Genomic DNA, 25,944 nt, shown 5'->3' on the forward strand with positions numbered 1-25,944 from the left:
TATGTTCACCGACGCCACTACAGAGATCAACACGCGCGACTTGCCCAGTTCCGCCACGGCCATTGTCGCGAAACCAAACGATTTAAACAAGACCATCAGCAAGGCGCAGGATTACCTGCTAAAGCTGCAGCAACCAGACGGCCATTGGATTTTCGAATTGGAAGCCGATTGCACGATTCCGTCCGAATACATCATGATGATGCACTATTTGGGCGAAATCGACGAAGGACTGCAAGCCAAGATTGCCAATTACCTAAGATCGCGCCAATCCGAGGACGGCAGTTATCCGCTATTTACCGGCGGCCCAGGCGATATCAGCGGCAGCGTCAAAGTTTATTATGCACTGAAAATGGCCGGCGATTCGATCGATGCGCCGCACATGCAAAAACTCAGAAATTACATTCTGAGTCAAGGCGGCGCGGCCAGAGCCAATGTCTTCACGCGTATCGCACTAGCGATGTTCGAACAACTGCCTTGGCGCGGAGTGCCTTATATTCCGGTCGAAATCATGCTGCTTCCGAAATGGTTTCCGTTCCATTTGGATAAGGTGTCGTATTGGTCCAGAACGGTCATGGTGCCGTTGTTCGTTCTGTGCTCAGAAAAAGCGACCGCGAAAAACCCGAATAAAGTCGACATTCTGGAACTGTTCGTCGTACATCCGGACAAAGAGAAACATTATTTTCCGGAACGGACCGCGCTGAACAAGTTTTTCTTGATGCTGGACAAGCTCGGCCGCGTGACGCGTCCGCTGATTCCTCAAAGCATGCACCGAAAAGCGCTCGACAGAGCCCAAGATTGGTTTATCGAACGCCTGAACGGCGAAGACGGCTTGGGCGGAATTTTCCCGGCCATGGTCAACGCTTACGAAGCGATGCTGCTGCTCGGCATGCCGAAAGATCATGAACTGGTCGTTACGGCTCGCAAAGCAATCGACAAATTGCTGGTCATCAACGAACACGACGCCTATTGCCAACCATGCCTGTCGCCCGTATGGGATACCGGCTTAACAGCTCTAGCTCTGCAAGAAGTCGACAAAAACGGCAATCGCGACGCGTTGATTCGCGCCTATGATTGGCTAAAATCCAAGCAATTGATAGACGAACCAGGCGACTGGCAAGTAACTAAACCCGACTTGGAAGGCGGCGGCTGGGCGTTTCAATATGCCAACCCACACTATCCCGATGTCGACGACACCGGACTGGTTGCGTTCGCCATGGCCGATTCTAATCTGCCCGAATTGGACGAATCGATACACCGCGCGACACGCTGGATCGTCGGCATGCAATCGGAAAACGGAGGCTACGGCGCATTCGATGTCGATAATACCTATTATTACTTGAACGAAATTCCATTCGCCGACCACGGCGCATTACTCGACCCGCCAACGGTCGACGTCACCGCACGCTGCGCGATGCTGATGGCTCGCGTCGCAAAAGGCCACGACGAATACCGCCCGGCACTGCAACGCACAATCGACTATATTCGTAGCGAACAAGAAGCGGACGGCTCTTGGTTCGGACGCTGGGGAACCAACTATATCTACGGCACCTGGTCGGTATTATTGGGCCTCGAGCAAACCGATGTCCCGAAAACCGATCCGATGTATGTCAACGCGGCAAGATGGCTGAAAAGCGTGCAACGCGAAGATGGCGGCTGGGGCGAGGACAACTTCAGTTATCATGACGAACAAAACTTTCGCGGAAAATATCGCTTCAGCACTGCGTTTCAAACTGCCTGGGCCATTATCGGCTTAATTGCGGCCGGCGAAGCGCATAGCCCGGAAGTCAAAGCCGGCGTCGAATTTCTAATGAAAACCCAGTTGACCGACGGTAGCTGGAACGACAAATGCTTTACCGCTCCCGGTTTTCCAAGAGTGTTTTATTTGAAATACCACGGCTACGATAAATTCTTCCCGTTGTGGGCCTTAGCTAAATACCGTAACGCGATCAATAACTCGTGATCACGGGGATTATTGCCGCCCTACCGGAAGAACTAAGCACCCTGACTTCGGCCAAACCGAAGAAAGGGTGCTGTCACGTCATCGCCGAAAATATCCTTATCATTCAATCCGGCGCCGGCCCGAAAAATGCCAAGCAAGCCGCTGAACAACTGCTCGATCAAGGTGCCGAACGCCTGATAAGCTGGGGTTGTGCCGCTGCGCTCGCACCTGGCTTGCGCCCAGGCAACCTAACCCTACCCGAACAACTCATTAGCGATGACCTGGAAAGCATCGACATCCGCTCGCCATGGCTTGCTGAAATGCAAACGCTATTAAACCCGCTTAATCCTTTCGCGCATATCAGCCTAGCGTCCAGCAATACGCTTGTCACCACAAGCAAGGATAAACAAGAGCTCCATCGAAAAACCGGCGCCGCGGCACTGGACATGGAAAGCGTTGCCATCGCCAAAGTCGCTAAGGCTCGCCGAATCGATTTCCTAGCCATTCGATCGATCGCAGACCCCGCCGACATGAGCCTACCGAAAGCCGTCGCGCACGCCTTGGACCAGGACGGCGAGGTCAATATCGCCAAACTGCTAAACCATCTAATCAAACATCCCTTAGAATTACCAAGCCTGATACAATTAGGCCGGCACTTTCATGCATCGCAAAAAACATTGAAACAGGCCGCATCGATTTGGCTGCCATCAATCGTTAACTAAAAATCCGCGCACCGCCGGCATGACTCAGCATCACGACACCCTTATTCACAGATTATTACTATGGTGGGACCGTCAAGTCGTGCGTTTTCCGTGGACTTTGCTGATTCTGACCGCGACTCTGTGCGGTCTTAGCCTGCATTACACGATCAACAACCTCGGATTCAATACCGATACGACGCAAATGTTGTCGCCCGACTTACCCTTTCAGGTCAATCGCTTTCGCCTGAACGACGCCTTTCCCGAAGACGCCGCCGCGATCATGTTGGTGGTCGACGGGGAAACCCCGGAACAAATCTCCCAAGCCGCCGCCGAACTCGCACAGCGTCTAAGCCGTGACAAGGAACACTTCGAGTCGGCAATAATACCGACCGATAATGCATTTTTTAAACAACAAGCCTTATTATTCCTAAGCCTTGACGAGTTAGACGACCTGTCGAAAAAACTCACCGATGCCCAACCGTTCATCGGCTATCTCGCGCAACATTACAATCTGGAAGGCTTATTCGAAATCATTCGCCAAGCACTCGAGGAAAAAGACAAGTCCTTACCGATGAATCTTACGCCGCTGCTGACCGCGATAGACGACACAGTCGAGCGTCGACTCGATCAGAACCCTCGTTATTTATCCTGGCAAAACCTACTGGCCGACCACCGACTCAACACCGAGTCTAAACGCTCGATCGTTATTGCCAAGCCCAAACTGATTTTCACCGACATCATGCCCGCCGATTTTGCACTATCGGCCGCGCGATCCGTGAGTCAATCGATCATGCAGGAAAACCCTGCGGTCCGCATTAGAATTACCGGCGAAACCGCTTTACAACACGAAGAGCTCGAAACAGTCAGTGAAGGCGCGATTATTTCCGGCATTTTATCGCTGCTGCTTATTTGCGCTTCGCTATGGCTGAGCTTCCGATCCGTCAGGCTCCTGTTAACCACATTGATCACACTGATCATGGGCCTGATTCTGACCGCCGGCTTCGCCACACTCGCGGTCGGGCACTTGAATATTATATCGGTCGCCTTTGCCGTGCTATATATAGGACTCGGCGTCGACTACGCCACGCATTTGTGCCTACGCTACCGAGAATGCCGCGCAGCCGGCATGAACAATGAAGACGCAATTACCGAAAGCATCAACAGCATTGGCTTCTCGCTGTTTTTATGCGCATTGACCACTGCCATCGGCTTTCTCGGATTCATTCCGACCGACTACTCCGGCGTGTCCGAATTAGGCATTATTTCCAGCGCCGGGATGTTCATCGGCCTGGGACTTTCATTATCGATCGTCCCCGCATTATTAAAAGTCATGCCTCTGGGCAAAACCGCCCCGTTTAGATCCTCGCAGCTATCATCGGTCATAGCCCATTTTCCGTTTCGTTATGCCAAAACGATCAGAATCGTCAGCATACTGCTTGCCATTGCCTCGGCCGCGATACTCACACAATTGGAATTCGATTCCAGCACATTTAACTTACGCGACCCCAGCCGCGAATCGGCCTCGACATTCAAAGAGCTCTTGTCGTCACGCAATGAGTCTCCTTATTCGCTAACCGGCCTTGCAGACAGCCTAGCGGAGGCCGACCGGCGCGCCGAAGCGTTGCGCGCCTTGCCGACGATTCATGAAGCACTCACCCTATCGAGCTTTGTCGCCAGCGACCAAGAAGACAAACTCTATCGAATCGAAGAGCTGGACATAATTCTCGGCGCCCAACTCAAACAATTCGGTAAACCGTTGCTTGCCAACGATCAGCGCGATGCCGCGATTCGTTTCGCCGTTACATTACAAAAAGCCATCGATGAAGCAACGACTGCCGTCCCGATTCCGGCACTGGAAACCCTACTCGCACGGATCGACAGCTATATCGAATTTGCCGACCGACAACCCGAACCGGATGCAGAATACAGTCAACTGGAACAAAACATATTGGGTCTGCTACCTTATACGATGCACCGCCTTAGCATCAGCTTGACCGCCCAAGCTTACGACCTGGAAGACCTGCCACCCTACATAACCAACCATTGGCAGAGCAAAACCGGCCTTTATAAAATCATGATCACGCCGGAGAAAAACCTGAACATCGTCAGCCACCGGGAAGCCTTCGTCACTGACGTACAAAGCATCGATACTAGCGTATCCGGTTTACCGATTATCGACAAAGCCTCCGGCGACGCGATCATCCGATCATTTGTCGAAGCCTTCGCTTGCGCATTCGCGGCGATCGTCGTGCTCATGCTGATCATTACGAAAAACATCCGCGATACGCTATTGATGATCGGATCGTTACTGCTTGCGACCTTATTGACCGGAGCGACCAATGTCTTGCTCAACAATCCGTTTAATTTCGCCAACATCATCGCCCTGCCGCTACTGATGGGCATGGGCGTCGACAGCGGCATTCATGTCGTGCACCGACTGAACAGCCACTGGTCGAACGGGGTCGATCTGCTGCAAAGCAGCACCGCGCGAGGCGTCTTATTCAGTTCTTTAACAACCTTATGCAGTTTTTCCAGTCTTGCCTTCACGCCTCATCCAGGCACATCCAGCATGGGCTTGTTACTGGCGATCGGCATATCTTTCACCATCATTTGCACGTTAATCGTGCTGCCTGCATTCAGCCGGCACAAAATATAAATTTAGAGGTCTTTTTATGTCTTTCAGCATAGCCGAGCTATTAGCGCAACACAGTGAAGATAAATTTGAGTTGCATGAAAAACATTTGAATAATCAAATGGTTCGCGTTTTAAAAACAATCGGATACGACCGCAATTACAAACGCGCGGTCGGCCAATATCTCTACGACGAACAAGGCAACGAATATCTCGACCTGCTGAGCGGCTTCGGCGTATTCGCGATCGGCCGCAACCACCCGACCGTCATCAGCGCCCTGCAAGAAACTTTGACGCTCGAATTGCCCAACCTAGTACAACTCGACGTCTCGATATTGAGCGGCTTACTGGCCAAAGAAATCTTGACGACGACGCCGGAAAATCTCGAAAAAATGTTTTTTTGCAACTCGGGCACCGAAGCGGTCGAGGCCGCGATCAAATTTGCGCGCTACACCACCAAGCGCGCGAAAATCGTCTATTGCGAACACGGTTATCACGGCTTGACCATGGGCGCACTCTCGCTGAACGGCGAAAAGATCTTCCGAGAAGGCTTCGGCCCGCTCCTGCCCGACTGCATCGCGATACCATTCAACGACTTAGCGGCACTCGAACAAGCCCTAAGCAACAAAGACGTCGCGGCCTTCATCGTCGAGCCAATACAAGGCAAAGGCGTCAACCTGCCCGACGACAACTACCTTGTCGAAGTCGAACGCCTCTGTAAAAAATACGGCACGCTGTTCGTCGCCGACGAAATCCAAACCGGTATCGGTCGCACCGGTAAATTCTGGGCGATCGATCATTACGGCGCCAAGCCCGATATGATCCTGATGTCCAAAGCCCTATCCGGCGGTTTCGTACCGGTCGGCGCGGTCGCGATGACGCAGCACATCATGGACACCGTATTCAATCGCATGGACCGCGCGGTCGTGCATGGGTCGACTTTTTCCAAAAACAACATGGCGATGGCCGCAGGACTAGCCGGTCTTGAAGTCATCAAATCGGAAAATTTGGTTGAACAAAGCGCGACAGTCGGCAACGACATCATCGCCAGCCTGAACGCCTTGTCGACAAAATACGAATTCTTGAAAGAAGCGCGCGGCAAAGGCTCGATGATTGCAATCGAATTCCAGGCTCCGAAAAGCCTGACTTTGAAAGCCGCCTGGGCAATGCTGGAAGCCGCCAACAAAGGTCTGTTCTGTCAAATGATCACGATCCCGCTATTCAAGGATCATCGGATCCTAACGCAAGTCGCCGGACACGGCATGAACGTCGTCAAGCTGCTGCCGCCGCTAACCTTAACGCAAAAAGACCGCGATCACATCGTCAACGCCTTCGACCAAACCATCGCCGCAACCCATCAAGTTCCGGGCACGATTTGGGATTTAGGTAAAAATTTGGCGAGTCATGCATTGAAAGGTAAGGCGGGAAAATAAGCTTGCAGTATGTTTAGAATTTCGTGATATACCCATCGTAGATCAAAATTCGGCACCGGGAACCCCAAAGGGCGCCCCGAGGCCGAATTTTCATCTACGATGAGTATAGATCGGGGCCTCGGCCGCTTTGGTCGCATTGAGTTCGTCATAGCGCCAAAAATTTTAACGCATTCCATTAAACTCTTCTGTACTCTAAACCAAATTTTGATTCACGATGAGTATATTACCTCGCTGAATCAGATAAACCGGTACGCCAACGGGCGATATTCTTGGGAAACGAACCATTAACTATTTCATTTTGATAAGGAATTATTTAGTGCGCACGTAGTGTAGCAAAGTAATTTGTATCTGATCCCAGTTATTAGTTATTTTGCTTCGTAACCAAGGATAGCCTCAAGCTTTGCAAGACATTCATCAATCACCACGGCATCGGCTTTTTCAATATAAACAGCTCGCCTTGCAATCGGATCTAAACTTCTGATGTCATTTACCAGAACAACACCCTGGGTTTCCAACCCCATTAAACACTGCCATTAAGTTAAGCCGTCCATGGTTCGACAGGCTCACCACGAACGGCTTAACTTAATGGCAGTGACGCAGAGCGTGGGAACGATAATTGCCGGGGGACTGAATAGTTACCTCCAATGTAAAGATTTTGAGATTTAAGAAGACTCGCAGGAAGGGTCATTCCTGCACTGTTTCCGACTTTTCTAACCGATGTTTGCATTATCTTTACCCCTTTTATTTGTAATATACCCATCGCAGATCAAAATTCGGCACCAGGGTGTCCGTCAAAGGACGCCGTGAATACATCCCTGTAGGCTCTATGCCAGCTCCATGCTGGCAAAGCCTTTGCCGCACACCCTGGCGCCTCCTCAGGCACTGCCGAAATTTGAAGTGCGAAAGGTATACATTGTATACACTAAAATAAACCCAAACATGTGCCAACATTGTACCTAAGACCTTAATAAAAAAAGACGGACATATTTTTCTCAGAAAACGAGACTTTAATTCGACCCCAGTTATTTGGTTGGGATCATACGCAGCGCCATCTCCACTTGATGAGTTCGTTAAATGGCTGCTTGGAGGCTGATTGCATTGCACGGCAAGGCCGGGCAATGCCGTTGCCCCTATTACCGCTCAAAAAAAAAGAGGAGTTAGGCTATCCCTTATAGAAGGTCCTCCAAATAGATAAATCTCATCAACCTTAAATGTGCCAATATAAATAAAGCCGCGATTTTCTAAATACTCTCGAATCGAATCAGTGTAGTAATTATTTTCTACAGAAATCACTTTTACATTAATCCTTTCAAAATCGATGCTCTGGAGAATCTCTAATTCCCCCCCTTCGGTATCAATGCTTAGAAAGTCAATCGTGCTAATACCATTATCTTTAATAATAAAATCAAACGTTAGGCAATGAACTTCGCGCTCTTTGATTGTTGCACCGTGGCGTTTTACATTCTTTCTAAGGCGACGTGCAGTGAGACCATGATTATGTATCGCTAAAGTACTCAACATGTCGGGTCCATTAACAACTTCTAAGAACTTTGCTTTCCCTGGTTCGGGTGTAACGCACGCATTCAACACCGAACATTTCCGGTTTGACTTCAGTTTCTCAAAAACGTTCGGAATGGGTTCGATGGCAACTCCTGTCCAATTCAGATGCTTTTCGAGATAGGCAGTATTGCTAATCGTGACGCCATCATTTGCTCCAATATCGACAAAAACTCCATTATGTTTGTTGTTCAGTAGTTCCGCGACGAACATATCTTGGCCGCACGCGCCGGTTCCACCTGAAACATCCGGGAGCATTCGATGCTTTCGATGGTAAATATAGCGATTTATTTGGTGTTTGAGTTTTTTCATAAAACTTCTACTTAAGTATCGTAGATGAAATAACTTGAGCAACTACTTCATAGCGAATATTTTCAATGCCAATAGGCGTTGTTCGGCGAAAGATTATAATTGGACACCTTAGTGAACTTAATTTATTAAGTCAAATAGCAGCAATTCTCATTTTAAAACCCTACCCAGTGCCAGGAATTGTGCCGTTGAGTCCTTTCACCATAAACCGCATCAAATGCCCCCAGTGTCGTCGAGAGGAAAATACTGCTAAAGCGCGAAGATGTTCAAAAAAAATCCGGCGTGAGGGCAGCAGGCCTCGCACGGTCCGGTAATAGGTATCGACCCAATCCAGCGTGGTATAAAGCAAATAGGCGAGCAGCACTAGCGTGGCCATCAAATTCGCCAAATGCTGTTGACCGCAGCCGAAGTTATGGTCGAAATAATAGCCGTAGTTCTTGAGCACGTTATTGTTTTCGTTTTCAATTTTCCAACGGCACCGGCCCGAAGCGGCGATGTCGATGACCGTTTCATCGTCGATGGTATGGGTCGTCACCCAGGCATTACGGTAGAGCACTTTCCCGGCGCCTCGTCGGTTTCGGTCAATTCGCACCAATTAAGCATCAGGGCAGCAATTCCCAATTTGGAGATCAAAAAGAGTGTGAGGTATGCTTGGCGAGGATGTCGGCAGCGGGACAGATTTTTGCTCCTGCAAAATCTGCATTCACGCCATCCTTGGCGCTTAGCTGCCGCCAAGCCCCCATGGATGGGTTTACGGCGTTCCTCGACAGGCATACCCCACACCCTAAAATCGGCGAAACTGCTCAAACTGGGAATTGCTGGCATCAGGGCATCGTCACTGTTGCGTAGCGGTAGATGGTGCATGTAGCGATAGCGGAGCGGAATACGGAAATGGCGTGGCCCCGAGCTTCCCGGATTGCGCTACGCTACGTCCGAGCTACACTGTTTCCCCCTTTCCTCTTTCTCCTTTAACCTTGAACATTAATCATATGCGTAGCCAGTTGCTGAAGCGCCTCGCTCAATTCGGATCTAAAACGGGCATTCATCGGCAGTTCGCTTAAGGCTTTGTTCATACACAGCATCCATTGATCGCGTTCCGGTTCGCCGATCGCAAACGGAAAATGCCGGGCGCGCAGTCTTGGGTGTCCATATTCGCGAATGAACAAATCGGGCCCGCCGAGCCAACCGGAAAAAAACTTGAACAGTTTGTCGCGCGCGCCTGACAAATCCGGTTGATGCAATGCACGAATCCCTTCGGCCTCAGGCAAGGTATCCATAAAAAAATAAAATCGGTCGACTAAGCTCAACAAGGCTTTTTCTCCGCCTATTAACTCATAAGGCGTTAATCCGGTAGGTTCTGACATGGAATAAAAGGTTTAATGGAAAACAACGTATTTTACTGTGAAAGTCACGCAGTAACCAATCTTGTTACGACTCCTTTTTGATTGAAAAACCGTCTAAGAATAAAAGGAGTAACGACAAGACGCCGCTGACTTTCACTTACCGGCGCGATGGCTAGGCCTTCATGAACGTTACTGTAATCCACCTTTTTAAAAAGGTTAATCCATTGGCCGTTAATACTACGTCAACCTCAAAACATAAGGCTATGTGTACGACGACAGCACCCCTAGGTTAGCGTGCCTCATGTGCTGCCTTTTACCGACATTAGGTAGGCGTAGCATGCACTACAATTCACATTGAACTTTTAAGTGCTTCCGGTAGCGGTGGGCGGTTTCAAAAATTACCGAATATATAGTTTTATACCTTTCGCACTTGAAATTTCGGCATTGTCTAACTCCCCGGTGCCGAATTTTGATCTACGAGGGATATAATAATGAGCCGACTACACATTTCGCTGCAAATGACTTACAAACACAATGAAACTCTTGTAATATTGAGAGGTCTGTATAATCCGTAAGTTATTAATTGACATAGGAGTCATTAAACATGAGATTGAATACCGCAGTTTCACGCCCGGAAGCCAGCATTCTGGCGACCAATAAAATGCTGAAAAACACTTATATGCTGTTGTCGATGACCTTATTGTTCAGCGCGCTGACAGCCGGTCTGGCGATGACACTGAACCTGCCTCACCCCGGAATGATCGTTTCGATGATCGGCTATTTCGGTTTGTTGTTCCTGACGACCAAATTCAGTAACAGTAGCCTTGGCCTGGTCTTTGTATTCGCATTGACCGGTTTCATGGGGTTGACCTTGGGACCTATTTTAAGCATGTATATCAATGCTTTCAGTAATGGTCATGAATTGATCCTGACGGCACTAGGCGGCACCGGCGTAATTTTTCTGGGCCTTTCCGCCTACGCGCTGACGACCCGCAAGGATTTCAGCTTCATGGGAGGATTCTTGATGGTCGGCATTCTCGTTGCCTTTTTGGCCGGAATCGGCGCGGTCGTATTTTCGATGCCCGCACTGTCCTTGGCAGTATCGGCGATGTTCATTCTGCTGATGTCGGGCATGATTTTGTTCCAAACCAGCGCCATCGTTAATGGCGGCGAAAGCAATTACATTCTGGCGACGGTCTCGTTGTATGTATCGATTTACAACTTGTTCCTGAGCTTGTTGCAATTGCTTGGCGTCTTCGGCGGCAATGATTGATCGAAACACTTTGCGCGTCAAAAGCCCGGTATACGCCGGGCTTTTGTTTATTGTATTCGCACTGAGCGGCTGCGAAAGCGCAAAAACCCCCGACCAAGTCACCCGCTCTTTCTGGACTGCTCTAATCGATAACGACTTAGCTACCGCCGAAAGCTACGTAACCGATGACAGCCGCGCTTTGCTTGCTGCACCCCCTCATGATCTTTCAAACATCACCTCGCTCGAAACCGGCAAAGTAATCATCGACGGCGAAATTGCTTCCGTCGAAACGATCCTTAAACCCGAAGACACGAGCCTTAGTACTCGACCCTTTGAAACGGCATTGGTCATCGAAAACGAATTGTGGCGAATCGACTACCGCCGAACACGACAAAACATGGCAGGAACCGTATTCGACGGTTTTTTCAAAAGCCTGGAAAACCTCGGCGAAAAATTCCAAAACCAATTCGAAAAACAACTACCCTTGCTTGAAAAAGAAATCGAATCGTTCGGAGAGCAATTGGAAAAACAACTGGAAGAATTCGGCCGCCACTTAGAAAAAAAGTTTCCTTCGAAACAACCTGAACCGCAACCCGATACGATTTAACAAAAGAAGCGGTTACACACTCCAAAATCCCGTTCGTCATTAGCTTTGTCTAAGCTTTGCGAGCGCCAAGGATGGCGTAGGGGCATCAACAGCAAGCGTTTTAAGCGATGCAGGACGGGGTTCGCAAGCCAAGCGCGTCAAGCTAAAAACGGTCAACCCACATCACGCTCTTTCCCAAGCTGGAGCTTGGTAACAGCATTTTTAGTTTTTTCGACTACGACTGCCCCCTGCTCAGACAATTGACTTCGGCTAGCTGAATCATCTTACTAATTAGGTTATATCTTTCGCAATATTGCTATCGGACAAAAGGGGCGACAAACCTCCGCAAAAATTGCCGCGCGAAGTATATAATAGCGCCTCACTAAAAAAACAGTACTTCCACTTTTTTCACAAATTATTTTTTAAATGACAGGAATCAAACTTTTTGTTGGCCTTGGCAACCCCGGCAAGCAATACGAAGATACACGACATAATGCCGGTTTTTGGTGGATAGACCATATCGGACAACTCAACAATACTCGAATAAACGCCGAAACCAAGTTTTTCGGAAACGCCGGGAAACTAAACGCTTCTGGTCAAGAGGCATGGCTATTGAAACCATCAACCTTCATGAATCTCAGCGGCCGTTCGGTTAGCGCGCTGGCTAAATTTTACAAAATCCCCCCCGAAGCGATCCTAGTCATTCATGACGAACTTGATCTTCCTCCCGGTACTTGCAAGTTGAAAAAAGGTGGCGGTCACGGCGGTCATAACGGCCTGAAAGATATCAATGCGCAATTAGGCAGCAACGAATACTGGCGCTTAAGACTCGGCATAGGTCATCCGGGCGATAGAAATGCCGTTGTCAATTATGTACTGCACACACCCTCAAAAAACGAACTGCAAGTTATAGAACGATCGATAGAAGAAAGCGCTTCAGTCTTATCATTATTGCTTCAAGGGCAATTCGATCAAGCCATGCAAACGCTACATAGCAAGTCTGCGTAATCCAAAGGCCGTAGGGTCGCCATTATACCTTTCGCACTCCAGATTAATACGTTTACCCTAAGCACATCCATACCTATACTTTTCGCACTTCAAATTTCGGCAGTGCCTGAGGAGGCGCCAGGGTGTGCGATCCCTCACCTAACACTAGGTGAGGGATCAGCATAGAGCTTCCAGGGATGTATTCACCCAGCACCTAAACTCCATAGCCCATCGGCGCAAATAACAAAAACATCGACTTCGGACTTGACAAAATTTCCTTATTAGAGAAACTAAAGCGGTTTTTTAAAATTAGAGCACCCTCTTGAACGATATTCCCCTTAGTATACTTTTCGGCACACTGGCAATTCTTCTTTTACTCTCTGCGTTTTTTTCCGGATCGGAAACAGCCTTAATGACAATCAACCGTTATCGGCTGAAACATTTGGTAAAAAAACACCATCGCGGGGCAACAAAAGCCCACAAGCTTCTCAAGCGACCCGACCGCCTAATCGGGCTGATATTATTGGGCAACAATTTCGTTAACGTCCTAGCTTCTTCTATCGTTACCGTCATTTCCATTCGCTTGGGCGGTGAATCGGCTATTGCCATTGGCGCCGGCGCACTAACCCTAACCATCCTAATCTTTGCTGAAGTGACGCCAAAGACTTTAGCCGCGATCAGACCTGAATCGTTGGCTTTTCTATCCGCGTGGATTTATGTACCGTTATTAAAAATATTTTATCCGATCGTTTGGATCGTCAACCTTATCTGCAACCTATTGCTTAGAATATTCGGCATCCATGTCTCGAAAAACAGGCAAGAAACCATCAACAAAGAAGAACTTAGAAGCATCGTATCGGAAGCCGATAGCTTAATGCCCACCCGTTATCACAACATGATGCTGAGTATTTTGAACTTGGAGTCCGCTACGATCGAAGATGTTATGACGCCGCGCAATGAAATCATCGGCATCGACTTAGAAGACCCCATAGAAACGATTATCGAGGTCCTTCAAAATAGCAGACATACTCGTCTACCCGTCTATAAAAAAAGCATCAATAGGGTACTCGGCTTTTTGCATTTACGAACGGCACTGTCTTTCACCCAGCAGCCTGAATTCGATAAGCAACATATTACCAAAAACCTTATCAAGCCTTATTTCATTCCTGAAAACACGCCTTTACACACGCAAATGCAATATTTCAAGAACGAAAGGATCCGTATAGGACTGGTTGTAGATGAGTACGGCGATGTTTTAGGGCTAGTTACACTAGAAGATTTATTGCAAGAAATCGTAGGCGAATTGGTCAACGAGGACTTGGGTGTCTTCAAGCAATCCGACGGCAGTTACCTGGTCGATGCCAGCTTGACCGTACGGGAATTAAACCGCATCGCCAATTGGGAGCTCCCTACCGAAGGCCCTAAAACAATCAACGGATTGATTATCGAGTTCATGGAAACCATCCCGGAACCGGGAACCAGCTTAAAATTGCATGGTTATCCGGTGGAAATTATCAAACGTAACAAAAACTCAGTGACACAAGTCAAATTTCTTCCGTTCAAGACAGGCCATCATTAACACTATTTTTTGGGCAACAGAATTAATACGGTCTATACTTTATGTCTGATAGTTAAGTACTCGCGGATACCATGGCAAAATTCACCGTTTTTTTCAAAGATAAAGCGATCGATTCGGTATTGTTTGAATCGGGCGTTATGCATATCGGTCGCGACGAAAGCAATGATCTGACACTCAACAGCTTGGCGGTAGCTCCAGCACATGCTGCCGCGATCATTAAGCAAAACGGTTGCCTAATCAAACAACTCAACGATGATTTTCCATTGATCGTCAATGGCGAAAAGCTTAAAGAATCCCTTCTTAATAATAACGACCGCATTACCCTTGGAAAGTATTCACTGATATTCAATACCACAGAGTCGGTGACTGAAATACCTAAGCACGAAAGTCCCGAGGTTAGCCAGCTGAATCAAGAAATCGGGCAAAACCTGAACCTGCCCGAAGCTAACCTTCAGGTCATGGACGGACAGCATATCGGAAGAATTCTCCCCATGAAAAAAGCCATGACTCGGCTAGGACGAAACGGCGGAGGAATTGCCGTTATCGCCCGACGAAAAGAAGGTTACTTCATTTCGTCGTTGGAAAACAATTCGAGCATGACGATCAATAATCAGCCCTTGGGCGATAAAACCGTAAAATTAAATAACAACGACCTGATTGTCATCGACAATACCACCCTACAGTTCTTTCAAAATCCAAATAAATGAAGACCACCTCGCCCACCGACAAACGCCGTTATCATCGTATTTTTTACGACACCCCTGCACAATTGAGCTGCGACGAAATAAACCAGCCGTGCAGACTGGTCGACCTTTCATTGAAAGGCTGCCTGCTTCGCTTCGAAGGCCCTTGGCAAGGCGACTTGGAAAAGATTTATATGCTCACCTTCAGTCTTTCCGAGGACTACACCATTGCAATGGCGCTAAGCATATCGCATATCGTCGATGACACCGCCGGGTTTAAATGCGAACACATCGATATCGATAGCATCACACACCTAAGACGCCTTGTTGAATTGAATCTTGGCGATAGTGAATTATTAGAACGAGACTTACTTGCGCTGACCGAGCTCGAACTATGAGCAGCCTCCAGTCCAGGCTATAAGCGCGCGGAACAAGTCATTAGCACTCAACCTCACCTAATACATCCAATGCCTCGGCCAAATTAGCAACCGGGTAAATCCTTAAACCTTCAATGGCTTTTTTAGGGGCATTACTCTTTGGGATAACCGCCTTCTTGAAGCCGTGCTTGGCCGCATCGTTGATTCGCGCCAAACCGTTCGCAACCGGCCTAATTTCGCCATTCAAACCTAGTTCTCCGAAAAAAAACGTATCATGCGGAATGATTTTATCTTTCAAGCTCGATACGATGCCGACGACGATCGCTAAATCGGAACTGGTTTCGGTAACCTTGATGCCGCCGACCACATTCGCATAAATTTCATCATTCGCGGTAAATATACCGCCGTGTCTCGATAGTATCGCCAGCAACATCGCCAACCGATTCTGATCGAAGCCAACTGCCAAGCGCCGGGGATTACCGTATTGACACTCGGTGACCAATGCTTGAATTTCAACTAACAATGGCCGAGTACCTTCCCACAGCACAGTCACAACACTACCCGAGGACGGCTTTTCTGCTCGGTTTAGAAACATCGCGGAAGGATTTTTAACCTCTTTGAGACCGGTACTGTCCATCGCAAAAAAACCTAATTCGCCAACACTACCAAAACGATTCTTATCGGCTCTAAGCACCCTAAATCGAGCATCGTTAGTCGACGACAACACCACTTGGGTATCGACAATATGGCTGAGCGTCATCGGCCCCGCCAACGACTGATCCTTAGTGACATGCCCGACCAAAAATACCGAGACATTATGCCGCTTGGCATATTGAGTCAGGTAACTTGCCGACTCCCTAACTTGAGATACCGACCCCGGTGCCGAATCGGTATCTTGGGTATACATGACCTGTATCGAATCGACCACTAAAACCTGCGGATTGATGTCGTCCAACACATCGCACACGTTCTGCACCGAAGTTTCCGCAAGCATGTTGATCCGCTCGCCTGACACATTCAATCGATGAGCCCGCTCGGCGATTTGCTGCAAGGACTCTTCGCCTGAAACATAGAGCACATCAATCCCGCGTCGGGCCATGTCGGCAATCGCCTGCAGTAATATAGTACTCTTTCCGGCCCCCGGTGCGCCGCCGATCAGCGTTACGCTGCCTCTGACGACACCGCCGCCCAAAACTCGATCGAACTCGGAAATCCCGGTCGACAATCGTTCCGCCTGAGCCAAATCAACATCGGATAAGGCTTGCACGGACGACCTAATCCCGGAATAGCCATCCGTTCTCTTATTTCGTTCGGATTTGCCCGCACCCAGCCTCACTTCTTTAATTGAATTCCAAGCCCCACAGGCCGTGCATTGCCCGTTCCAACGAGGGTAATCGGCACCGCACTCCTCGCATACAAAGGCTGTTTTCGTTTTTTTACTCATATCGGATGAAAAATTATGCAAGCAACAGCCTGCTTAGCCCTACTCTTGAGGGATACGATAACCGCGCCCGCGCAATGTTTCGATCGGCTTACTTGTCCCGTCGGGATCAAGCTTTTTTCTTAAACGACCAATAAAGACTTCGATCACATTACTATCCCGATCGAAATCCTCTTCATAGATATGTTCAGTCAATACCGATTTTGATATGACTTCGCCTTTACGAAACATAAGGTACTCAAGCACTTTGTATTCAAACGCGGTCAATTCGAGCCTTTCTCCGGATACCCTGACCTCTTGTGCGGCAGTATCCAACTCGATATTCGCGTGCTTTAAAACAGGATGCGCCTTGCCTCCGGAGCGCCTAATCAAGGCGTTTAGACGAGCTAGCAACTCTTCGTAATGGAAAGGCTTGACTAAATAATCATCGGCGCCGGCTTCAAGACCTTCCACCTTTTCCTGCCAGCGGCTTCTTGCGGTCAAGATCAATATAGGAATAACCACCTCATCCTTACGCAAGCGTTTTATCAATTCGATGCCTGAAAAATCGGGAAGGCCTATATCGACGATGGCCGCATCGACCGGATATTCCTTACCCAAATAATAACCGTCACTGCCTTTATTAGCCGTATCCACTGCAAAGCCCTTATCGGTCAAAAATTTTTTGATTTGTTCGCACAGAATTAATTCGTCTTCAACGACTAAAATACGCATCGGTCACTCCCTTTTAGGATCGAGTATGAAAAAACTTCGACAACTGCAGGAAGGGGGTTCGGTGGCTCGATTGACAGGTGTCGGCGGCAGGGAAAGCCGCCGTCAAGCCTACATGGACGTATTCACGGCGCCCTGTCAAGCGAGTCACCGTACCGCAGCAAAGCCTACTACTTGTAGAAGTCATTTTGTGCATGTTTCTTACCTATCCCTACCTAATAATCGCCCTGTTTCTGCATCGATACGCTGATATTGTATTCTGCCGTCGGGTGTCAGGATTTTGATGACATGAACCTTTCGGTCTTCAATCGATTCGGTTTTAGCCCCCAGCACTTTGACTTTGCTGTCTTGACGAACTTGCTTGGTCGCTTCATCCAAACTCACCATCGCGACCATAAGTTCGCTTCCGAATGAAACCGAGACAGGTAATAATGCGGTCATGAATACCACTTTGATTAAATTTGTCATTGCTAATCCAGCACCTTAAATTAATATTCGCATTTTGCCTTAAAAGCGGCCAAGGCAATGATGCGGACCGAGCATAAAGGGTTCATCTGAACCCTTACTGAATAAAAGGTTATTGAATCAGCATTTTTTCGCCAAAGACGCCTAACGACTTGCCGAATGACGCACCGATTCTGCCCGCCAACTTATCGAGTAAGCGCTCGGGCGGCGTAAAATTAACCAATTTTTCGGCGCCGATAACATGCTTGGCAACATAACTTGCACTACCGAAATCGTCGGCCAGGCCCAATTCAACCCCTTCTTTCCCGGTCCAAACCATACCGGAAAATATCAAGTCAGTCTCCTTTAAACGTGTTCCTCGCCCTTCTTTTACCGCATCGATAAACTGCTGGTGCACTTGACCGAGCAATTTCTGCATGTGCTGAATTTCTTCTTCATCTACCGGTAAAAAAGGGTCAAGCATTCCTTTATGTTCCCCGGACGTTAGTAAACGTCGCTCTACCCCCAGCTTATCGAGCGTATCGACAAAACCGAAACCGTTCATCAACACGCCGATCGAACCGATCAGGCTGGCTTGATTCACATAAATTTTATCGGCGGCCGAAGCGACGTAATAGCCGCCGGACGCACAGATATCCCCCACGACCGATATAATCGGCAAGTCGGGATATTCTTTCTTCAATTCCCTGATTTCATGAAAGATATAGTCCGATTGCACAGGGCTCCCGCCCGGTGAATTGACATTCAGAATGATGCCGCGCGTGCTATTGTCTTTCGCGGCTTGACGCAACCCCTTGATAATGCGGCTCGCATTGGCATCCTTATCCTCGGCAATCATGCCGACCACATCGATCACCGCGGTATGCCCCTTGACGTCCAAACCCATCCCGATGTCATCCTTCCACTTTGGAAACATAATTGCCGCAAAAATGGCAACCAAATACAAAAAAGTCAGCATTTTGAAAAAAATGCCCCAGCGCCTTGCCCTTCTTTGTTCCGTTATCGCCGCAAAAGCTAATTTTTCTATCGTTTCCCGTTCCCAACCGTCTTTCCGTTCCGATTTAGAAACGGCTTGGCTGTCATTATTGCTTTCCACTTGTTAACCTCAAATAAATTCCAGTAATTGTGATGTTTGTGCCAAATTAAATAGAGGGTCGTATTGCCGTAACAGTTCCGGGCTATGCGCACCGCAAGCAACGGCCGCCGAAACGATTCCCGCATTACGAGCCATTTGCAGATCATGAATCGAATCGCCGACCATCAAGGCTCGTTCGGCCGGAATTTCGAGGCGATCGATGATTTCTTGCAACATAACAGGGGCCGGCTTGGACGCGGTTTCATCGGCGCAACGAGTGATGTCGAACAAATGCTCGGTACCGGTTTGCATGAGAGCCTTCTGCAAGCCTTTCCGCCCTTTTCCGGTAGCCACCGCCAACCGATAACCACTCGCTCTCAGGACATTTAGCATATCGAACACGCCCTTAAACAAATCGGCTCGGCTCAGCTGTTTGGCAAAAAACGCCTTGCCGTAATGCTCGATAAACGTATTCCTGGAGTCCTTATCGGCTTCCGGGAACAGCTGGCGAACAGCATTATCGATGCTTAATCCGATCACATCCTTTGCCGCTTGATCCTCAGGCACCTCAAAACGACATCGAACAGCGGCATCCTGCAAACAATGCACGATCCAATCGATCGTATTGACCAGTGTTCCATCCCAATCAAAAATAATCAAATCAAAGCGTTTAGGAACGAACATCAAACAACTTCTTCAAATGTTGGAAGCGGGGTCGGTGGCTCGATTGACAGGTGTCGGCAGCAGGGACAGCTGCCGTCAAGCCTACAGGGATGTATTCACGGCGTCCTGTTAAGCGTGTCACCGAACCCCCACAAAGCTTACTGTTTCGAGAAGTTGTTTTATGCATATTCCTTAGTCATCATTATTGTTAATTAATGCTTCCATTAGCTTCGGCACGGGCGCGGTAATCTGCAATCGTTGACCGGTAACGGGATGGACGAATTCCAATCGGTAAGCGTGCAAAAACATTCGCTTAAAACCGATCTTTTTGAAGGCCTTATTAACCTCGAAGTCTCCATAACGCTCATCGCCGATGATGGGATGGCCTAGCCAAGCGGCATGAACACGAATCTGATGCGTTCGTCCGGTCTTAGGTGACGCTTCGACCAAAGTCGCATTCGGCAATAGCTTGATGCGTCGGAAAAAAGTTTCGGCTTCTTTTCCCGATCGACTCACTTCGACCATACGCTCGCCGCCTTTGTTAACATTTTTTTGCAACGGGGCTGTAACCACCAATTTTTTTCGCGCCCAACGACCCGCTAACACGGCCAAATAGGTTTTTTGAATATCGTCGCCGCGAAACAGTTCATGCAGTTTTCGCAAAGCACTCCTTTTCTTCGCAATCAATAAACAACCGGAAGTATCCCTATCTAAACGGTGCACCAATTCTAGAAACGGCGCAGCAGGCCTTAATTGCCTGAGCCCTTCGATGACCGCAGAATCCAGTCCGCTACCGCCATGCACGGCAAAACCGGACGGCTTATTAAGCACCAACAGCACATCGTCTTCATACAAAATGTCGTGCTCGAGACTGTGTTTTAATGATTGCGGCACAAAAGCGTTATTTTCGGTCTCGGCAACGCGTATCGGCGGAATTCTGACGACATCGCCCTCCTTTAAGCGATATTTAACATCCACACGCCCCTTGTTGACGCGCACCTCGCCCTTTCGAACAATCCGATAAATCCGACTTTTAGGCACGCCTTTCAGTTTGGCAATCAAAAAGTTATCAAGCCGCTGATCGCAGTTTTCTTCAAAAACTTCAATAAATTGAACGCCCGAATGCGTTTCTTGCTGTACTGGTTTCATCGAATAATGATACCAGTATATTTTACGACATGATTCTTTAAATTGATGAGTGCCGTTAACATTGATATATTAGGCCAGTTTATACAACTAAAATAAACGCTCCGTCCGCCTTATGCGATTAGGAGCCCTAAAAAATTATTCGCTGAACAGTTACTAAACGACTGTTCAGTCATTGGAATTTTGGGTTTTATCGTTCGACCCGTGATGAGCGAAATATAATAATTCCTGTTTAGGAAGGATTTTACAAGAAGACAGGCTTGCGCACACCTATTCGCATCGAATAAATCATGCTGAATAAACAATGCGAATTCTTTTGCTTTTCATAACTTAAACGAATGAACGAAAGCAAGCGAGACCGCCAATCATAGGACGGCACAACCCCCCGTCCCGGTCCTAAAGGCCGCGGCATCGTAACAGCCCATACGAAGGTCTAACGCCGATGCGCAACCTGAAAGTCTTAAAAAAATTCTAAACATGGGACAGGAATAATCAAGGATACCTTAAATGAAAAGAATGCTTATCAATGCCACGCAACCTGAAGAACTGCGTGTCGCTTTGGTAGATGGTCAAAAACTTTATGATTTTGACATTGAAGTCCCTTCAAAAGAACAAAAAAAGTCAAACATTTACAAAGGCATTATTACCCGTATCGAACCCAGCCTAGAAGCTGCTTTCGTAAATTACGGCTCCGAAAAACACGGCTTTTTACCCTTTAAAGAAATCGCTCCGAACTTCCGGCAACGCGCGGAAGGCGACACCTCCGAAGGCGGACGCGCATCGATCAAAGATCAAATCAAGGAAGGCCAAGAAATCGTCGTTCAAATCGAAAAAGAAGAACGCGGAAACAAAGGCGCGGCATTAACCACCTACATCAGCCTCGCCGGAACCTATTTGGTATTGATGCCGAACAATCCGAAAGCCGGCGGTATTTCCAGGCGCATTGAAGGCGATACGCGAAATGAATTGCGTGAAGTCATGACAGCGCTGGAGATTCCCGACACCATGGGCCTGATCGTCCGTACCGCCGGATGCGGTAAGAGCGCCGAAGAACTGCAATGGGATTTGAATTATCTGTTACAACTCTGGGAAGCGATCGAGCGTTCGGCTAGCGAGCAATCGGCACCTTTTTTGATATTCCAAGAAAGCAATGTCATCATCAGAGCCTTACGCGACCATCTACGTGGTAACATTGATGAAATCCTGATCGACAAGGAAGAAGCATTTCACCTGGTGCAAAAGTTTTTGAAACAGGTCATGCCGCACTTTTTGTCCAAAGCGAAACTCTATCAGGATTCGGTACCTTTGTTTAGTCGCTATCAAATCGAATCGCAAATCGAAATCGCCTACGGACGCGAAGTATCGCTGCCATCCGGCGGCTCAATCGTGATCGATCATACCGAAGCGTTGACCTCGATCGACATTAACTCGGCACGCGCGACCAAAGGCAGCGACATCGAAGAAACCGCGTTGAACACCAATCTTGAAGCCGCCGATGAAATCGCTCGTCAGTTACGACTTCGCGATTTGGGCGGCTTGTTCGTGATCGACTTCATCGATATGATGGCCAATAAAAATCAACGCGCAGTCGAAAACCGCTTACGCGATGCGTTAAAAATCGATCGTGCCCGCATACAAACCAGCCGCATTTCGCGATTCGGCTTGCTGGAAATGTCTAGACAACGGCTTCGGCCTTCGCTAGGCGAATCTACGCAACTAATCTGCCCTCGCTGCAAAGGCCAAGGGACGATTCGAAATGTCGAATCGGTCGCATTGGCAGTGTTGCGCGTGCTGGAAGAAGAAGCGATGAAACCCGGCACCGAAAAAGTCATCGCGCACTTGCCGATCGAAAGCGCGACTTTCTTGCTCAATGAAAAGCGGCCCGCTATCGAACTGATCGAGTCGCGATTAAAAGTCGGCATCGTGATTCTGCCGAGCAAACACCTGGAAACGCCGGCTTACACGATCGACCGGATCAAGGCCAAGGACGCGATCGAGGAAAAACCTAGCTATCTACAAATCAAGGAAGAAGATATTCCGCTCCCTGAGTTCGCGCAACAGATCAAGCCCAAAGCCGAACAAGCGGCTATTAAGGAATTTCTGCCCGATGCGCCGGCGCCGGTACAAAATCGCAATACCTCGGCCAGCCTGATCAAGCGCTTTTGGCAGAAATTGGTCGGCGTCGGCGGCAAAGAAGAAACACCAGCCATGCCCCAGCCAGACAAAAAACAGGAACGAAAAGAAGGCGAAGAAAGAACGCCGGGCAAAAAACGCGATAACAAACGCGGACCGGGAAGTCGAAACAACCGACCTAAAAGACCCGTCAATAAGCGTGAAACAAAACCTGACGAACAGAAAGAGACCATTACCGAAGAAGTCGTTCAACAACCGGTTGAGCCGGACAAAACTACGAATGAAGCTGTCGAACAACCGGTAAAAAAATCGCCATCCAGAAATGGAAGAAGAGGCCCGAATCGACGCCGCCCTCGGAACCCGAATTACAGAAAACCGGAATCCTCACAACAGAGCGAAACCAGCGGACCGAATGTTCCGACTCAAGCCGATGAAAGCCCAAAATCGGCAGAAGTGGTTAAAACACAAGACGAGAAGCCTCGCCGTGAACAGGACGCTACCGCCGCTAAACCGGACAACAATACCGACAGCAAACCCGCTGTTAAATCAGAAAGCGAATCGGACGCCTAAACTTTAATCCCTTTTAAACTCACGGTTGCCGGGCCAAAAAACCCTTGGCAACCGTGATTGCTATACCGCAGCTTAAATTTCGTAATTATTCACCTCCCTATCGTTCTAACGCTCGTCTTTATGCATAAATTGTAGGGTACGCTGCGCGTACCAAAGCCGTGCCCTGGCGGTTCGGCTGGCACATGAATATCGCGGAGTTACCATGGTACGCACAGCGTACCCTACGCGGTTCGTCTAGCGTTAGGTGATCCGCTAATGTTAAGTGACAATAAATGGTATCGAGGTCTCATTGGTTAAGCTGCAAAAAGGTAATTTTTGACTTATGTATAACGATGAGCGCTCTAGCGTGGGAATGAAGACCGAGACGCTCTAGCGTCTCGTACCGCTGGAGCGGTACTCAGGCGTTCCCACGCAGAGCGTGGGAGCGATAATTGCCGGGGGACTGAATAGTTACTAAATTTCAGCATTAGCGCATGAAGACACCGGGCCCACGTCAGACCCTACCTTCAATGGACCTGAACGATTTCCAGTATAATCCTAGCCTGTCGAAAGACTGATCTAGTCCGTTATTATTTTCCCCGATTTTTGGCTTTTATGTTTAAAAAATTCTTGGCGCTTTTTTCTTACCGTATAAGGGATATTCTTCTCCTCCCAGTGTGCTAGATCTACTTGAAATGCTTTATTTAATGCCTGGTCAATCACCGCTTCTTTTCGACTGCCACATAAAGCAGGAATCAATAGCACGGAGCGATTCATGTCGGCTTGCGGACTGCGTTCAAGCATGTATTTATAATTTCCAAACAGCGTTTCAATAATATCGCTACTGCTTAACAACGGCAGTTCGGTCAGCTCTGCTTGAATCTGCACATGCTTTTTTAACCAAGCTTGTAGGTGTGTTTTGACTTTAGAATTTCGCGGCAATGTTTTTGATAATTGGTAACATTGTTGGTAGGTGACTTTGTTAAGCCCTTTGTTTTTAATGATTTCCATCACCTCTGAGACTATTTTAGTCGTCAACGCGAAGCGCTCAATAAAGGGTTTCATCCGTAAAAAGCCCGGAAACACCGTCCGTAATTTAGCTAACACGCTGCCTTTCTTCGCGCCGCCTTTAACGGCAAAGACATCCAGCATTTTAGCCCCCCATTCACCGAGTTTACTGATGCTTTGAAAACGCCCTTTAGTCCGTAATTTAGGGGGTGTCAAACAGGCAAATTCTGTCTGTCTCAGGCATTTCGCACCTTGACCCAGTGCCGCAGTAAAGGCTTTATAATCCGCTGTTTTTTCAAATTGACTTTTCAGCGCGCTGGCCATGCAGTGACCGATGTCATCAATGACGGGCACCGGTTTTTCTTGTTTGGCCGACCACTGTCGCACACCTTTTGCTAGCGTGTAGTCGCAGTCTTTAACAATCGCTTGAGGTACGCCGGCGATAGCAAAAATGTCCTCTAAGTCCTGGCAAACCGTCTGATGATTAACCGTTTCACGCACCTTAAGACCGATACATTCACAATCTTGCAATTGAATGGCGCTGCCGCGTTGGCATAGAGACTGTGTTTTTACGCGGAGCACGACCAGTGCTTTTTTAGTCCCTATATCAATGGAGTAATCAATAATCGCAATCCAAGGCTCGCACGTTGGGCACACTTGGCGCAGTAACCCTAAACCAACGCGCAAACTCCAGTTAATCACCGAAGTAAAATGTGGCGTCCACGGTAATTCAAGCGATGTTTGTGAATGAAATAATTCAAGAATGCGCGGAACGCTACGAAAAGAAACCACCGCATCAAGCACGATAAGCACGCATAAAAGTCGCGTTTGCTGAGCTTGTGTTATGTCAATAACCGTTGAAGTATTCGCGGGTACAACAGCAATATCCTGGGTTGCTAGGGTTGACTGATGCTCGAAGGTAATGTTTTTTTTGCTTCGACAAGCTGTTCTAACTGGCAATTATTCCGTTTCAGTTCCGCTATTTTTTTCAAATGACGTTTTTGTGTTTTTCTAAGCTCACGAAGCTCAGCTGCGCGCTCAGTCGCTTTGTTTTTCCATTCATCGCGGCTGTTTAGTAGTTTTGACATTTGAAGCATAGTATTTGGGGGATGGGTTAAAATAAGACCTATTTATACCGCATACAGCGATAATTTTAAATCCACAAGCTGAGGAAATAAAATCACTGTAAAGTGAACAATTATAAGCCATTCAGGTGTGCTTCTTTTAGCTAAGTCATTGATTAGTCGCTTTATGAGCAAAATAAAAGCGGCTTAAGCTGTCGTTTTGGTCAAACGATTGCGTCCAGAATGATTTTAAGTTATTGAATATTAATAAGGTATGTGATTTGATGCATGCGTTTCGACAGCCTAGTATAA

Annotated in this window: 23 protein-coding genes; 11 read left to right on the top strand and 12 right to left on the bottom strand. The window is 48.1% G+C overall.

Translation table 11 applies throughout. The annotated features are described in order from the left end of the window. Window position 1: 1 nt before the first annotated feature. From shc to MEALZ_RS15150, 4 genes are read left to right on the top strand one after another with little or no spacing between them, the layout of a single operon-like run. Window positions 2-1,960: a squalene--hopene cyclase gene (gene shc, locus MEALZ_RS15135; protein ID WP_014149524.1), complete on the top strand. Its 1,959-nt coding sequence runs from the start codon at window positions 2-4 to the stop codon at window positions 1,958-1,960. After that, a complete protein-coding gene (locus MEALZ_RS15140) occupies window positions 1,957-2,661 on the top strand; it encodes a phosphorylase family protein (protein ID WP_014149525.1) in 705 nt (234 codons plus the stop codon). The genes shc and MEALZ_RS15140 overlap by 4 nt, the downstream gene beginning before the upstream one ends. A 19-nt stretch (window positions 2,662-2,680) precedes the next feature. Beyond that, window positions 2,681-5,296 carry an MMPL family transporter gene (locus tag MEALZ_RS15145; RefSeq protein ID WP_014149526.1) on the top strand — a complete coding sequence of 872 codons (2,616 nt, stop codon included), beginning with the start codon at window positions 2,681-2,683 and terminating at the stop codon, window positions 5,294-5,296. A gap of 16 nt (window positions 5,297-5,312) precedes the next feature. Continuing rightward, window positions 5,313-6,704: an aspartate aminotransferase family protein gene (locus MEALZ_RS15150; protein WP_014149527.1), complete on the top strand. Its 1,392-nt coding sequence runs from the start codon at window positions 5,313-5,315 to the stop codon at window positions 6,702-6,704. Window positions 6,705-7,069: 365 nt separating this feature from the next. Here the strand turns inward: MEALZ_RS15150 and MEALZ_RS22795 are convergent, their stop codons facing one another. The 4 genes from MEALZ_RS22795 to MEALZ_RS15165 all read right to left on the bottom strand — a co-directional run bounded on the left by MEALZ_RS22795 (window position 7,070) and on the right by MEALZ_RS15165 (window position 9,934). Beyond that, entirely contained in the window at window positions 7,070-7,225 is a 156-nt protein-coding gene (locus tag MEALZ_RS22795; protein WP_014149528.1) for an mRNA interferase PemK, read from the bottom strand. 619 nt (window positions 7,226-7,844) lie between these two features. After that, on the bottom strand, window positions 7,845-8,573 hold the full coding sequence (locus MEALZ_RS15155) for an FkbM family methyltransferase (protein WP_014149529.1): 729 nt from the start codon (window positions 8,571-8,573) through the stop codon (window positions 7,845-7,847). A gap of 160 nt (window positions 8,574-8,733) precedes the next feature. Then, window positions 8,734-9,162 carry a hypothetical protein gene (locus MEALZ_RS15160; RefSeq protein WP_162472976.1) on the bottom strand — a complete coding sequence of 143 codons (429 nt, stop codon included), beginning with the start codon at window positions 9,160-9,162 and terminating at the stop codon, window positions 8,734-8,736. Window positions 9,163-9,538: 376 nt separating this feature from the next. Next, window positions 9,539-9,934, bottom strand: coding sequence for a group II truncated hemoglobin (locus tag MEALZ_RS15165; protein WP_014149531.1), 396 nt, complete (start codon window positions 9,932-9,934; stop codon window positions 9,539-9,541). A 583-nt stretch (window positions 9,935-10,517) separates the two neighbouring features. Here MEALZ_RS15165 and MEALZ_RS15170 point away from each other — a divergent pair. The 6 genes from MEALZ_RS15170 (at window position 10,518) to MEALZ_RS15195 (ending at window position 15,398) form a co-directional block, all read left to right on the top strand. Further along, window positions 10,518-11,186 carry a Bax inhibitor-1/YccA family protein gene (locus tag MEALZ_RS15170; protein WP_014149532.1) on the top strand — a complete coding sequence of 223 codons (669 nt, stop codon included), beginning with the start codon at window positions 10,518-10,520 and terminating at the stop codon, window positions 11,184-11,186. After that, a complete protein-coding gene (locus MEALZ_RS15175) occupies window positions 11,179-11,772 on the top strand; it encodes a hypothetical protein (RefSeq protein ID WP_014149533.1) in 594 nt (197 codons plus the stop codon). Before MEALZ_RS15170 ends, MEALZ_RS15175 begins: the two co-directional genes overlap by 8 nt. Before the next feature lie 405 nt (window positions 11,773-12,177). After that, window positions 12,178-12,759: an aminoacyl-tRNA hydrolase gene (gene pth / locus MEALZ_RS15180; protein WP_014149534.1), complete on the top strand. Its 582-nt coding sequence runs from the start codon at window positions 12,178-12,180 to the stop codon at window positions 12,757-12,759. 301 nt (window positions 12,760-13,060) lie between these two features. Further along, window positions 13,061-14,317 carry an HlyC/CorC family transporter gene (locus MEALZ_RS15185; protein ID WP_046061198.1) on the top strand — a complete coding sequence of 419 codons (1,257 nt, stop codon included), beginning with the start codon at window positions 13,061-13,063 and terminating at the stop codon, window positions 14,315-14,317. A 71-nt stretch (window positions 14,318-14,388) separates the two neighbouring features. Then, the gene (locus MEALZ_RS15190; protein ID WP_014149536.1) at window positions 14,389-15,024 is read left to right on the top strand and encodes an FHA domain-containing protein; all 636 of its coding nucleotides are present in this window, start codon (window positions 14,389-14,391) and stop codon (window positions 15,022-15,024) included. Beyond that, window positions 15,021-15,398, top strand: coding sequence for a PilZ domain-containing protein (locus tag MEALZ_RS15195; RefSeq protein WP_014149537.1), 378 nt, complete (start codon window positions 15,021-15,023; stop codon window positions 15,396-15,398). Before MEALZ_RS15190 ends, MEALZ_RS15195 begins: the two co-directional genes overlap by 4 nt. A gap of 40 nt (window positions 15,399-15,438) precedes the next feature. On the opposite strand, the gene radA is transcribed toward MEALZ_RS15195, so the two are convergent. The 6 genes from radA to rluC form a co-directional block, all read right to left on the bottom strand. Then, on the bottom strand, window positions 15,439-16,821 hold the full coding sequence (gene radA, locus MEALZ_RS15200) for a DNA repair protein RadA (RefSeq protein ID WP_014149538.1): 1,383 nt from the start codon (window positions 16,819-16,821) through the stop codon (window positions 15,439-15,441). Between the two features lie 39 nt (window positions 16,822-16,860). Continuing rightward, a complete protein-coding gene (locus MEALZ_RS15205) occupies window positions 16,861-17,532 on the bottom strand; it encodes a response regulator transcription factor (RefSeq protein ID WP_014149539.1) in 672 nt (223 codons plus the stop codon). Between the two features lie 198 nt (window positions 17,533-17,730). Continuing rightward, window positions 17,731-17,997, bottom strand: coding sequence for a PepSY domain-containing protein (locus MEALZ_RS15210; protein WP_014149540.1), 267 nt, complete (start codon window positions 17,995-17,997; stop codon window positions 17,731-17,733). 109 nt (window positions 17,998-18,106) lie between these two features. Further along, entirely contained in the window at window positions 18,107-19,090 is a 984-nt protein-coding gene (gene sppA / locus MEALZ_RS15215; RefSeq protein ID WP_014149541.1) for a signal peptide peptidase SppA, read from the bottom strand. A 9-nt stretch (window positions 19,091-19,099) separates the two neighbouring features. Continuing rightward, window positions 19,100-19,753: an HAD-IA family hydrolase gene (locus MEALZ_RS15220; RefSeq protein WP_014149542.1), complete on the bottom strand. Its 654-nt coding sequence runs from the start codon at window positions 19,751-19,753 to the stop codon at window positions 19,100-19,102. Window positions 19,754-19,924: 171 nt separating this feature from the next. After that, entirely contained in the window at window positions 19,925-20,881 is a 957-nt protein-coding gene (gene rluC / locus MEALZ_RS15225; RefSeq protein ID WP_014149543.1) for a 23S rRNA pseudouridine(955/2504/2580) synthase RluC, read from the bottom strand. Window positions 20,882-21,385: 504 nt separating this feature from the next. Here rluC and MEALZ_RS15230 point away from each other — a divergent pair. Beyond that, window positions 21,386-23,581: an Rne/Rng family ribonuclease gene (locus MEALZ_RS15230; protein ID WP_014149544.1), complete on the top strand. Its 2,196-nt coding sequence runs from the start codon at window positions 21,386-21,388 to the stop codon at window positions 23,579-23,581. A 558-nt stretch (window positions 23,582-24,139) separates the two neighbouring features. Here the strand turns inward: MEALZ_RS15230 and MEALZ_RS15235 are convergent. Both MEALZ_RS15235 and MEALZ_RS15240 read right to left on the bottom strand, forming a co-directional pair. Beyond that, entirely contained in the window at window positions 24,140-25,381 is a 1,242-nt protein-coding gene (locus MEALZ_RS15235; protein ID WP_014146701.1) for a hypothetical protein, read from the bottom strand. 83 nt (window positions 25,382-25,464) lie between these two features. Continuing rightward, a complete protein-coding gene (locus tag MEALZ_RS15240) occupies window positions 25,465-25,656 on the bottom strand; it encodes a hypothetical protein (RefSeq protein WP_223842316.1) in 192 nt (63 codons plus the stop codon). Window positions 25,657-25,944: the final 288 nt, after the last annotated feature.

The sequence above is a fragment of the Methylotuvimicrobium alcaliphilum 20Z genome, from assembly GCF_000968535.2.
Classification (GTDB): Bacteria; Pseudomonadota; Gammaproteobacteria; order Methylococcales; family Methylomonadaceae; genus Methylotuvimicrobium; species Methylotuvimicrobium alcaliphilum.

Coding starts and splice junctions, on each gene's coding strand:
- shc (WP_014149524.1), top strand. CDS start 2: ATGTTCACCGACGCCACTACAGAGATCAACACGCGCGACTTGCCCAGT.
- MEALZ_RS15145 (WP_014149526.1), top strand. CDS start 2,681: ATGACTCAGCATCACGACACCCTTATTCACAGATTATTACTATGGTGG.
- MEALZ_RS15150 (WP_014149527.1), top strand. CDS start 5,313: ATGTCTTTCAGCATAGCCGAGCTATTAGCGCAACACAGTGAAGATAAA.
- MEALZ_RS22795 (WP_014149528.1), bottom strand. CDS start 7,225: ATGGGGTTGGAAACCCAGGGTGTTGTTCTGGTAAATGACATCAGAAGT.
- MEALZ_RS15155 (WP_014149529.1), bottom strand. CDS start 8,573: ATGAAAAAACTCAAACACCAAATAAATCGCTATATTTACCATCGAAAG.
- MEALZ_RS15165 (WP_014149531.1), bottom strand. CDS start 9,934: ATGTCAGAACCTACCGGATTAACGCCTTATGAGTTAATAGGCGGAGAA.
- MEALZ_RS15170 (WP_014149532.1), top strand. CDS start 10,518: ATGAGATTGAATACCGCAGTTTCACGCCCGGAAGCCAGCATTCTGGCG.
- MEALZ_RS15175 (WP_014149533.1), top strand. CDS start 11,179: ATGATTGATCGAAACACTTTGCGCGTCAAAAGCCCGGTATACGCCGGG.
- pth (WP_014149534.1), top strand. CDS start 12,178: ATGACAGGAATCAAACTTTTTGTTGGCCTTGGCAACCCCGGCAAGCAA.
- MEALZ_RS15190 (WP_014149536.1), top strand. CDS start 14,389: ATGGCAAAATTCACCGTTTTTTTCAAAGATAAAGCGATCGATTCGGTA.
- MEALZ_RS15195 (WP_014149537.1), top strand. CDS start 15,021: ATGAAGACCACCTCGCCCACCGACAAACGCCGTTATCATCGTATTTTT.
- radA (WP_014149538.1), bottom strand. CDS start 16,821: ATGAGTAAAAAAACGAAAACAGCCTTTGTATGCGAGGAGTGCGGTGCC.
- MEALZ_RS15205 (WP_014149539.1), bottom strand. CDS start 17,532: ATGCGTATTTTAGTCGTTGAAGACGAATTAATTCTGTGCGAACAAATC.
- MEALZ_RS15210 (WP_014149540.1), bottom strand. CDS start 17,997: ATGACAAATTTAATCAAAGTGGTATTCATGACCGCATTATTACCTGTC.
- MEALZ_RS15220 (WP_014149542.1), bottom strand. CDS start 19,753: ATGTTCGTTCCTAAACGCTTTGATTTGATTATTTTTGATTGGGATGGA.
- rluC (WP_014149543.1), bottom strand. CDS start 20,881: ATGAAACCAGTACAGCAAGAAACGCATTCGGGCGTTCAATTTATTGAA.
- MEALZ_RS15230 (WP_014149544.1), top strand. CDS start 21,386: ATGAAAAGAATGCTTATCAATGCCACGCAACCTGAAGAACTGCGTGTC.
- MEALZ_RS15240 (WP_223842316.1), bottom strand. CDS start 25,656: ATGTCAAAACTACTAAACAGCCGCGATGAATGGAAAAACAAAGCGACT.